This is a genomic window from bacterium, from assembly GCA_026708015.1.
Lineage (GTDB): Bacteria > Actinomycetota > Acidimicrobiia > Acidimicrobiales > Bin134 > Poriferisocius.
In genome coordinates this window covers 1-9884 of the sequence record JAPOVT010000011.1, presented here as the reverse complement: position 1 = coordinate 9884, position 9884 = coordinate 1, and the positions used below count along the sequence as shown (strand labels likewise).

Below are 9884 nucleotides of genomic sequence, written 5' to 3'. Positions count from 1 at the left end.
CGGCCCTGATCCCACACGAGTGGGAGTTGCCGGCTGCGATGGCGGTGAACGCGCCCGCGGGGGCGTCCGCCTGCCCGGCGTCGTTGCGGCCCCAGCATACGGCGGTGCTGTCGGCCCTGATCCCACACGACTGGTACTGGCCGGCCGCGATGGCAGTGAAAGCGCCCGCTGGGGCGTCCGCCTGCCCGGCGTCGTTGCGGCCCCAGCATACGGCGGCGCTGTCGGCCCTGATCCCGCACGAATGGTACAAGCCGGCTGCGATGGCGGTGAAGGCGCCTGCGGGGGCGTCCGCCTGCCCGTCGTCGTTGTCGCCCCAGCATACGGCGGTGCTGTCGGCCCTGATCCCACACGAATGGTCGCCGCCGGCCGCGATGGCGGTGAACGCGCCCGCGAGGGCGTCCGCCTGCCCGGCGTCGTTGCGGCCCCAGCATACGGCGGTGCTGTCGGCCCTGATCCCACACGACTGGTACTGGCCGGCCGCGATGGCAGTGAAAGCGCCCGCTGGGGCGTCCGCCTGCCCGTCGCTGTTGTCGCCCCAGCATACGGCGGTGCTGTCGGCCCTGATCCCACACGAATGGACCCAGCCGACTGTGATGGCGGTGAAGGCGTGTGCGGGTTGGCGGGTTGGCTGGGGGTCCGGCTGGTCGGCGCAGCCGCCGGGCACGAGTTGGGTGTCTGTGCGGTGTTGGCATCGGTACGCGTTGAGCAGTGCTTCTTGGTCGGCGATGAGTTGGTCGCGCGCTGTGAGGTCTTGTTGGGTGGGGTTTTTGGGAGCTGTGCCGGGGGAGACGGTTGCGGGGTCAGGGCACTGCCCGGGGACCGCGTCGATGTCGACGTTGAACAAGCAGCGGTAGGCGTTCAGGAGGTTTTCCTGGTCGGCGATTAGCTGGTCGCGCTGCTCAATTTCCTCGGGGGGGGGTGTGGGCTTCAGATGCAGGCTGCGCGCCAGCCCCGGCGGCGCCGAGAAGCGACACCAGCAGGCCCGCCACGACCGCGAGCGCAGCGACCGCTCCCCGGGGCCGCCCATTGCCAAACAGATCAAAATGCAGAGTCACAGAGCGCCAAGCTAGGAGCAGACCAGTCAGCTGGCAAATCGGCATCGGGGGTGGCCGCGGTGGCCCTGGACTCGATCAGCCCGGCGTGTAGGGCCTGGAGTCGATCCCGGTGGCGTGGTGGCCGATGCCTGCCGACGATTCGCTCATCGACGAGACAATCGCTCCCCGGTTTTGGGAGGTGAGAATGAAATCGGCCGCCGCCTGGTTGTGCTCACCGACCACGTAGGTTGGCCCGTTGTGGAGGTTGGCCAGGGCCTCGTCGGCCACATCTGAGGCGTCCATCGGGCTGTGGGCGCTCAAGTCGGCGCCCATTCGCCGATGGGAGGGGGTATCGGTAGCCCCAATGACCATAGCGATCGGAAAAATCAGCCGGGAGTTACCAATTCATGGCCGCAGACCACTCATTGCCAGGTTCGGCCTCGCCAGCCCGAAGGCTCACAGCACATCCAATTGACCACTAACCTCGCCCCGTGGATTTAGGAATCAGCGGACGACGGGCGTTGGTGGCCGCCTCATCGGCCGGGTTGGGTTTGGCCACCGCGGCGACGCTGGCCGAAGCAGGGTGCCAGGTGGTGATGAACGGACGCGACCCCGACCGTCTCAACCAGGCAGCGGACGGCGTGCCCGGGGCCATTCCCATCGTGGGGGATGTGTCCGATGCGGTCGGCGCCACCTCATTGGTGGAGGCCGCCACCGAGGCCCTAGGCGGCATTGACATCCTGGTCACCAACGCTGGCGGACCGCCGGGAGGCGACTGGGCGAATACCGATACCGACCTGTATCCCATAGCCCTCGACCTGAGCCTGATGTCGGTGGTGGCCATGACCAAAGCCGCCGTTCCGCCCATGCAGGCCCAGGGGTGGGGCCGGGTTCTGGCCATCACTTCGGTGTCGGTGCGACAACCTCTGGACAACCTGATCTTGTCGAACACCGCTCGAGCCGGGGCAACCGGCTACCTCAAGACCATGGCCAACCAGGTTGCGGCTGACGGAGTAACGGTCAACTCGCTCCAGCCCGGCTATCACGCCACCGACCGTATGCGGCAGTTGTACGGTGACAAGCCCGGCAACTTGGAGGCAATGGCCGCCCTCGGTCCGATGGGCGACCCCGCCGACTTCGGAAGGATCGCCGCCTTCTTGTGCTCTGAGCATGCCCGGTTCATAACCGGCGCCGCCCTTCCGGTGGATGGGGGCCTCAGTGCCGGACTGCAATAGGAAAAGGAGAAGACATGATCCGACACGTCGTGATGTTCAAATTCCGAGATGACGCCGACGAGGCCCAGCGCCAGGCGGTTCACGACGCCATCGCCACCATGCCCGAGGCCACCGGCGTGACTGAGACCTACACCATCGGGCCCGACCTCGGCTTGGCCGAGGGCAACTTCGACTTCGCCGTAGTGGGAGACTTCGCCGATCAAGACGCCTACTTGACCTACCGTGACCACCCCGAGCACCAGCGGATCGTCTTCGACATCATCCGCCCGGCCATCACCGACCGAGCCGCCATCCAGTTCGAGATCTCCTGATTTCTCCGTTTTCCAACAACTGCGGCCACAAGGGTAGCTTTTCTGAGCGATATGACGGCATCAGCGAACGACCCGCTGCCCTCCCCGTTTCCCGAGGGCTGGTACTTCGTCGCCAGCCGACAGTCCCTGGTGAAGGACAAGCTCATCAAAAGGGGCTGGATGGGCGAGAACATCATCGTTTGGCGCGACGACAACGGGAGCGTCTGCGTCGCTGAGGCCTATTGCCCGCATCTGGGCGCCGATCTGGGGCCCGAAGTGGGAGGATGGGTTCGCGACGGCCGGCTTGTCTGTCCGTTTCATGGATTCGAGTACCAGGCCGATGGCCAGTGCGTGGCCACTCCCTTCGGACCCCCACCGAAGGCGGCGCGGTTGCGAACATTTGAGACCCGGGAAATCGCCGGTCTGATCTTCGCCTGGTGGGGTATCGGGGGACGACCGCCGCAATGGCACCTGCCCGATGAGGAACCGGACCAAGCGGGCTGGAGCAGCCTTCATATCTGGACCTCCCGCTTTCCCGGCCATCCCCAGGAGACAACCGAGAATTCGGTGGACCTGACCCACCTTCAGCATGTCCATGGCTACGACAGCGTGACTCGCGTCGAGCCGGTTTCGGTGGACGGGGCCCATTTCCGGAGCCGCTTTGACTTTGGGCGGACTCGGAGAGTGGCCAAAGTCGCCAAACTGAAGCTCGACGTCGCCGCCAACACTCTCATCTATGGGCTGGGGTACTCCTTTGTGGAAGTGCGCGAGCGCACCATTGGCCTGGACACGCGTCTCTGGATTCTGGCGACCCCCGTCGACGGTGAGCTGATTGATCTGTCGGTGGTGTCGCAGACGGGAGAACTTCGCAAACCGGGTCGCAAGATTGCCGGATTGGGATTTCTTCCTGTGAGGCTGCGGGCTCCCATCATCAACAAGGTCATGGCCGCTTTCGAAAAACAAGACGTCCTCCAAGACATTCCGATCTGGAGCAACAAGCAGTACCGGTCTCGCCCCCGCCTATCGCGTGCCGACGGTGAGATCATGCAGTTCCGCTCCTACTGCGCCCAGTTCTATCCCGACCCGGCGACCAGCGACAGCTAGGGATAGCAGGCAATGGCAAAGGGCATGGCAAAGGGCGAGGCGCTAGCCGCCAAAATCTCTTCTGCTCGGCGGTGCTGGATCAGACGGGCAGTTCGTGGCGCTTCCCGGCGACCCGGAACTTGAGCTTCTTGTTGGGCGACATCGACGGGAACGGGCTGATCTTGAGCTTGTACTTCTTGGGAGCAATCTCCAGCTCGTAGTAATGCACCATCATCAGCAGGTTGATCGCCAACTGAAGCTCCGTCCACCGGATGCCCAGGCAGGTGTGCGTGCCCAGCCCGTAGGGGGCGTAGGTGGAGCCGATGTGCTCCTTGCGCGGTGCCTCGTAGCGGCCGATGTCGAATGTGAAGGGATCGGGGAAATGATCGCTCATGTAGTGCGTCGCCGTCTGGGCTATGAAGACCCGGGCCCCTTCCGGCAGTTCGTAGCCTTCAACCACGCACTTGTTCATCACATTCCGCACCGACATCGGGACGATGGGGTACATGCGCAGGCACTCCATGATGAAGCGGCGAGTGACGTCGATCGCCGGGCCGGTGAGCGTTTCGCGGTCCGGGTCGCCGTCGACGAACAGGGCATCGGCCTCGTCGCGGATCTTTTCGAGGTACTCCGGCTGCGACAGCATGGCGTAGGCAATGAAGGAAAGTTGATCGCCCACGTACATGCTGGCAATCAACGGTGCCGAGAGCACGAATCGCAGGTTCGACTCGGGGAGGAACTGCCGATCGCTGGCGTGCATATTCAACAGTTCGTCGGCAAGATCCCGAGGACATCCCGCACGCTGGGCGGGCGTGTGGACCTGCAAAACCCGATCAACCACGTCGTCGATGAGCTTCGCCCGGCGCCTCATCGAGGGAGTGTGCAGCATGAACTTGGGAAGCGTCTTGGCCAGGTGCGTCTTGAGCGCCCGCTCCTTGAACTTGTGCATATCGTCGGATACGTCATTCGAGTCAATGCCGATGGTCAGCGGTGACAGCTCCGAGTTGATCAGATTCCGGCACATGGTCACCGCAGTGCCCGCTTCACCAATATTCCAAGTCGCCAGGTTCTCCCGTGCCTTGGCAAAGACCATGTCGAGCTGTTCTTCCAGCCTCCCGCGGGCATAGCCCGGCTGAATGGACTTCCGATACCGGAAGTGATCAGCACCGTCGAGAGCGGGCAGTAGTCCCACCCCGCCGTAGACCTTCTCGAAGTCCTCCAGATAGTCCCTGGCTCGCAGGTGCATGCGGCCATGACGGTGTACCCAGTGATTCGTCTCGGGCCCGGCCAAAAAGATCATGCGACCCTGGAATGGCACCTTGACGTCGAATACCGGCCCGTACTCCTTGTGAAGTTCTGCCATGAAGGCGGGCACGTTGCCCTTGCGGAGGTGCTTGCTGCGCATCACCTTGCGCAGCTTTAGCCGGGGAATCGCCCTGGTCAGGGCAGTTCGATGGAACAGCGATCCGGCAATGTTCTCGTTGACCGCATCGGCGATTGAACGTCCGATCAGGTCCATCTTGCAGATTTGCTCGACGCGGGCTTCCGACTCCTCGTCGAGTTCGAAGATGTAGCGCAAGACGTCACAGGTGTCGATGAGGCAGATGATGATGACGTCTCTGGGGCCGGGAATCTCGTTGTTGAAAATCGCCTGGCTGATCCGGGTCTTCACGAACTCGACGGCAGTGCCCACTTCGGAACTGGTGTGGAATCCCGACTTCCAGGCTCCTTGAGCCAACGACCAGAAATCCCCTTCGTGATGTTGCAGGATCTTCAGGTCAACTAAGCGCGCCAGTGTCGCATCGATGATCGAATCCGCCTTTGGAGCGAGCCGCTCTATCCAATACTGGGCGTTGCGCTGAACCGGCTCCTTGACAATCTCGGAGAGAACCGGGTCGAGACAAGGGTCACCCGTCCTGGTCTGATCCAGGAGGATCAAGGACTTCATATCGGTGTCGATGCGATAGATGAGCGACAGCTCGGCGAGCGCCGCCCCCACGATGGCGCAGTTCAAGTTCCAACCGGGAACCTGGCGAAAGTAGCCGCTCTCCTCGTTCAGAAGCGTCAGGACAAGCTCGTCGAGCAGCGTCATCTGGGTAGCTGTCGCATCATTTTCGGTAATCGTCATGAACGCTTTTCCGCCTCTCCCGCGGTAGGGACTCTAACCATTGGCACTTTTCACAACCACAACTCAGCCCTTTTCCCAAGGCTCTGGCCGCGCCCGATGCTCCCTCCGTTTTCTAACCGGAGCGGGCACGAGGGTAGCGTTTTCCGAGCAGTGCGACGATCGAGGGGTGGATATGAGCACGCAGCAATCAGAGACAGCCGGCGGCAATGGAGAGCGGGACCTGCGAATCGCCATCATCGGAGCCGGACCCGGCGGCTTGTGTGCCGCCATCCGGCTCCGCCAGTCGGGATTTGAGAACTTCACCGTGCTGGAGAAGGGCAGCGGTGTGGGCGGCACCTGGTACCACAACCGCTATCCCGGCTGCGCATGCGACATCCAGTCGGAACTCTACTCGTTCTCCTTCGAAGTGAACACCGATTGGACCCGTCCGTATGCCCGCCAGCCCGAGATCTTGCGCTACATGGAGCACTGCGCTGAGAAGTATGGGGTGCTCCCCCACTGTCGCTTCAACGATGCCGTGACCTCGGCCCGGTGGGACGAGGACAGCGCCACTTGGACGCTGACCACCGAGTCGGGCGCCAAAGTGACTGCCGACGTGGTTATCAGCGCGCTGGGCATGTTCAACGACGTTCCCCTGCCCCAGATCAAAGGCTTGGGTTCCTTCGAGGGCAAGACCATCCACTCGGCCCGGTGGGACTGGGACCACGATCTGGCCGGTGAGACCGTCGGCGTCATTGGCTCAGCGGCCAGCGCCGTGCAGCTAGTGCCCGAGATCGCCCTGGAGGTGGGCCAGCTCTACGTGTTCCAGCGCACTGCCAACTGGGTGCTGCCCAAGGAAGACGACCCTTATACCCCCGAGGAAATGGCCGCCCGACAGGCCGATCCCAGCATCGTGGTGGCCCGCCGCGACGAGCTATTCGAGCAGGTGGACACCGGGATGGCCTTCAAAGACCCCAAGCGGCAGGCTGAGATGGAAGCCATCGGCCGGCAAGCCCTAGAGGCGGTGACCGACACCGAGCTACGGGCCAAGCTCACCCCCACCCACATGTGGGGCTGCAAGCGGCCGCTGTTCCACAACGAGTACTTCACCACCTACAACCGCTCCAACGTGGAGCTGGTGACCGACGCCATCGAGCGGATCACCCCCAAGGGGGTTCTCACCGTCAACGGCACCGAGCGGGTGATGGACACCATGGTGCTGGCCACCGGGTTTTCCACCACGAAGTACCTGTCGGCCATCGAGGTGATCGGCCGGGGTGGGCTGCATATCAACGATGCCTGGGACGACGGCGCCACCGCCTACATGGGCATCACCACCGCGGGGTTCCCCAACCTGTTCATGCTGTACGGCCCCAACACCAACAATGGCTCGATCATCACCATGATCGAGTACCAGGTTGACTACGCCCTGGCCCACATCCAGCGTCTGGCCGAGCAGCGCCTGGCCTGGGTGGACGTCAAGGCCGAACCCATGGCCGACTACAACCAGTGGGTGCAAGAGGGCATCTCCGAAATCAGACCCTGGAACGCCAGCTGCAACGGCTACTACCGCAGCCCCAGCGGCCGAATCGTCACCCAGTGGCCCCACAACATGACCACCTTCAAAGACCAGACCGCCGCCATCGACGACGACGCCTACGAGGTGGCCTCTTTGCCCGCGGACTGAATTCGACCCCGTAGGCAAGAAACACCCGGATCGGCAGGAGGCGACGGCAATGAGCGGAAGGTTGGAAGGAAAGGTGGCGCTCATTACCGGCAGCGCCCGGGGCCAAGGTGAGGCCGAGGCCCGCCGGTTCGTGGCCGAGGGGGCCAGAGTGGCCATCACCGACCTGCGGGACGTGCTCGGTGAGCAGCTGGCTGCCGAACTGGGCCCCGACGCCTTCTATCAGCAACTCGACGTCACCCGGGAGGACGACTGGGATACCGCAGTAGCCGTCACCGTGGAGCGGTTCGGCAAGTTGGACATCTTGGTAAACAACGCCGGTATCGGCGCTTTCGGCACGCTGGAGGGTCTAGACCTGAAGACCCACCACGAGATGATCGACATCAACCTCCACGGCGTGTACCTGGGGATGCGGGCGGCCAAGGCCGCTCTGGTAGCCACCGGCAACGGTGCCATTGTGAACATCTCCTCCATCGACGGCATCGTGGGCGTGCTGGGCATGACCAGCTACTCCGGCAGCAAGTTCGCAGTCACGGGCATGACCCGCTCAGCGGCCATCGAACTGGGGCCGCTGGGGGTGCGGGTCAACTCCATCCACCCCGGGGTGATCAACAGCCCGATGGTGCAGGAGGCACCGCCCGAGACCCGGGCCCGCCTCGACCGGCTCATGGACATGCAGCCCATCAAACGCATGGGCGAGCCCGAAGAGATCGCCTCGCTGGCTCTGTTCTTGGCCAGCGACGAGGCCAGCTATATCACCGGCGCGCAGTTCGTGATCGACGGCGGGCACCTGGCCGGTCCGTGGCGGGAGTCGTTCGAGGAATAGGCAAGGACACCGCCATGACCGACACCCTTCCTGCGTTCGACCCCCACAATCCTGAGTACTTCGAGACCGGCCTGCCCTTCGACCGCTTGGCCGAGCTTCGCCAGCAGGGGCCGGTGGCCAAGACCCCGCTGGGCTACTACCTGACCCGTCGCCAAGAGGCCGACGAACTGCTGTATGCGGTAGACACCTACGGCTCCGATATGACGCCGGGCACCGGGCTCGGTGGCGTGGAGGAAGTGCCCCAAGAGCAGCTTTTCCTTCCTGAGATCGACGAGCCGGTCCACGGGCAGATCCGCCGGCTGTACAACTCGGCGCTGGGGCCCCACCGCACCATGAGAATCCAACCGTTCGTGCGGGAGACCTGCGAGCGGCTGCTTGACGCCCTGTCTGGCGAGGACCCTGCCGACCTGCACGCCGACTACGCCGTGCCCATCCCCTGCGAGGTGATCGCCCACATCATCGGCCTGCCCGAAGACGGGGCCGACAACCTGAAGGTGTGGTCGTCGGACGGCTCGGTGATGTTCCGGGCGGTGTGCCCCCAGTACGCCCCCGACGGCCCGCCCATCACCGGCTACCTGAAGGACTTGGTGGCCCAGGAGCGCCTGGCCGACGAGCCCAGCTCGCACACTTACAAAGTGTTCTTGGACGCCGAATTCGAAGGCGAGCCTCTCAGCGACACGGTGATCGCCCATCAGCTTCAGACCATGGTGCTGGGCGGGGTACACACCACGAGGGGACTGTTAGCCCACTCCATGCACCGGCTCATTGTCGAGCCCGAAACGTTTGCTGCCTTAGAAGCCGACCGGGAGCTAATCCCGATATTCGTCGAAGAATCTCTGCGCCATGATTCGCCCGCCCCCCGAGTAGCCCGGCGGTGCCTGAAGGACACCCACTTGGGCGGGGTGGACATGAAGCAAGGCGACTGGGTGGAGGTGGGCTTGGCGTCGGCCAATCGGGACGAGGAGCAGTACGACGACCCTGAAGACTTCCGGCTCGACCGACCCGACCCCCTCAACCACGTGGCCTTCGGCGCCGGCGCCCACGTCTGCCCCGGGGCCAGCCTGGCCCGCCTCGAAGGAGTCACCGCCATCGAGACCCTGCTCGAAAAAGTGTCCGCCCTAACCCCCGTGGCGGGCTTCGAGTACCCACCGCTCCCCGCCAACCTCGCCTACAGCGACCTCCCCGCCCACATCACCTGGCGCTAGATTTCGACGTACATTCCAATACGCTTCTATAGACGGTCGCTAAAGCATGCTGTATATTGTGATGTATGTCAGCAGTGCGTACCCAGGTGTACTTGAGGCAGGAGCAGCGGATGAGGATTGATGAGCTGGCTCAGGCCGAAGGGGTCACTATGGCCGAGGTGATTCGCAGCGCGGTGGATGCCTATTTGGCATCTGAAGTGCCTGAGGCGGGGGATGCGCTTTCGGCCACCTTTGGTGTGCTTCCCGCTGCATCGGCTCCAGACAGGGACGAGTGGGCTAGTGGCTGATGTCTTGGTGGACACCGACATCTTCATTGACCACCTGCGAGGGGCATCGGAGCTTCGCCCCGGCCGCCATCGCCTTAGCCCTGATTGTTCATGAGAATTGGGTTGAGTCTGTTTTTGGGGTGTTGGGTGCGGG

General features: G+C 63.6%; 10 protein-coding genes. 7 read left to right on the top strand and 3 right to left on the bottom strand.

What is annotated here, in order from left to right:
• Positions 1-1027, bottom strand: a 1027-nt coding sequence (locus OXG30_02650) for a hypothetical protein (GenBank protein ID MCY4133799.1), incomplete at its 3' end; no start/stop codon positions are given.
• A gap of 103 nt (positions 1028-1130) precedes the next feature.
• A complete protein-coding gene (locus OXG30_02645) occupies positions 1131-1367 on the bottom strand; it encodes a hypothetical protein (protein MCY4133798.1) in 237 nt (78 codons plus the stop codon).
• Between the two features lie 158 nt (positions 1368-1525).
• Between OXG30_02645 and OXG30_02640 the strand changes: the two genes are divergently transcribed.
• Genes OXG30_02640 through OXG30_02630 form a run of 3 tightly spaced genes read left to right on the top strand, consistent with a single transcriptional unit; the run spans position 1526 to position 3663 of the window.
• A complete protein-coding gene (locus tag OXG30_02640; protein ID MCY4133797.1) occupies positions 1526-2269 on the top strand; it encodes an SDR family oxidoreductase in 744 nt (247 codons plus the stop codon).
• 14 nt (positions 2270-2283) lie between these two features.
• A complete protein-coding gene (locus OXG30_02635; protein ID MCY4133796.1) occupies positions 2284-2580 on the top strand; it encodes a Dabb family protein in 297 nt (98 codons plus the stop codon).
• A 51-nt stretch (positions 2581-2631) separates the two neighbouring features.
• Positions 2632-3663 (top strand): Rieske 2Fe-2S domain-containing protein, encoded by a 1032-nt coding sequence (locus tag OXG30_02630; GenBank protein MCY4133795.1) that lies wholly within the window; start codon positions 2632-2634, stop codon positions 3661-3663.
• A gap of 79 nt (positions 3664-3742) precedes the next feature.
• Here the strand turns inward: OXG30_02630 and OXG30_02625 are convergent, their stop codons facing one another.
• Positions 3743-5770 carry a cytochrome P450 gene (locus tag OXG30_02625; GenBank protein MCY4133794.1) on the bottom strand — a complete coding sequence of 676 codons (2028 nt, stop codon included), beginning with the start codon at positions 5768-5770 and terminating at the stop codon, positions 3743-3745.
• A gap of 172 nt (positions 5771-5942) precedes the next feature.
• On the opposite strand from OXG30_02625, the gene OXG30_02620 reads away from it, so the two are divergent.
• The 4 genes from OXG30_02620 (at position 5943) to OXG30_02605 (ending at position 9751) form a co-directional block, all read left to right on the top strand.
• Positions 5943-7436, top strand: a complete 1494-nt coding sequence (locus OXG30_02620; GenBank protein MCY4133793.1) for an NAD(P)/FAD-dependent oxidoreductase — start codon at positions 5943-5945, stop codon at positions 7434-7436.
• A gap of 49 nt (positions 7437-7485) precedes the next feature.
• Complete coding sequence (locus OXG30_02615; protein MCY4133792.1) at positions 7486-8259, top strand: glucose 1-dehydrogenase; 774 nt, start codon at positions 7486-7488, stop codon at positions 8257-8259.
• Between the two features lie 14 nt (positions 8260-8273).
• Complete coding sequence (locus tag OXG30_02610) at positions 8274-9464, top strand: cytochrome P450 (GenBank protein ID MCY4133791.1); 1191 nt, start codon at positions 8274-8276, stop codon at positions 9462-9464.
• Positions 9465-9529: 65 nt separating this feature from the next.
• Positions 9530-9751, top strand: a complete 222-nt coding sequence (locus tag OXG30_02605; GenBank protein ID MCY4133790.1) for a ribbon-helix-helix domain-containing protein — start codon at positions 9530-9532, stop codon at positions 9749-9751.
• Positions 9752-9884 lie beyond the last annotated feature (133 nt).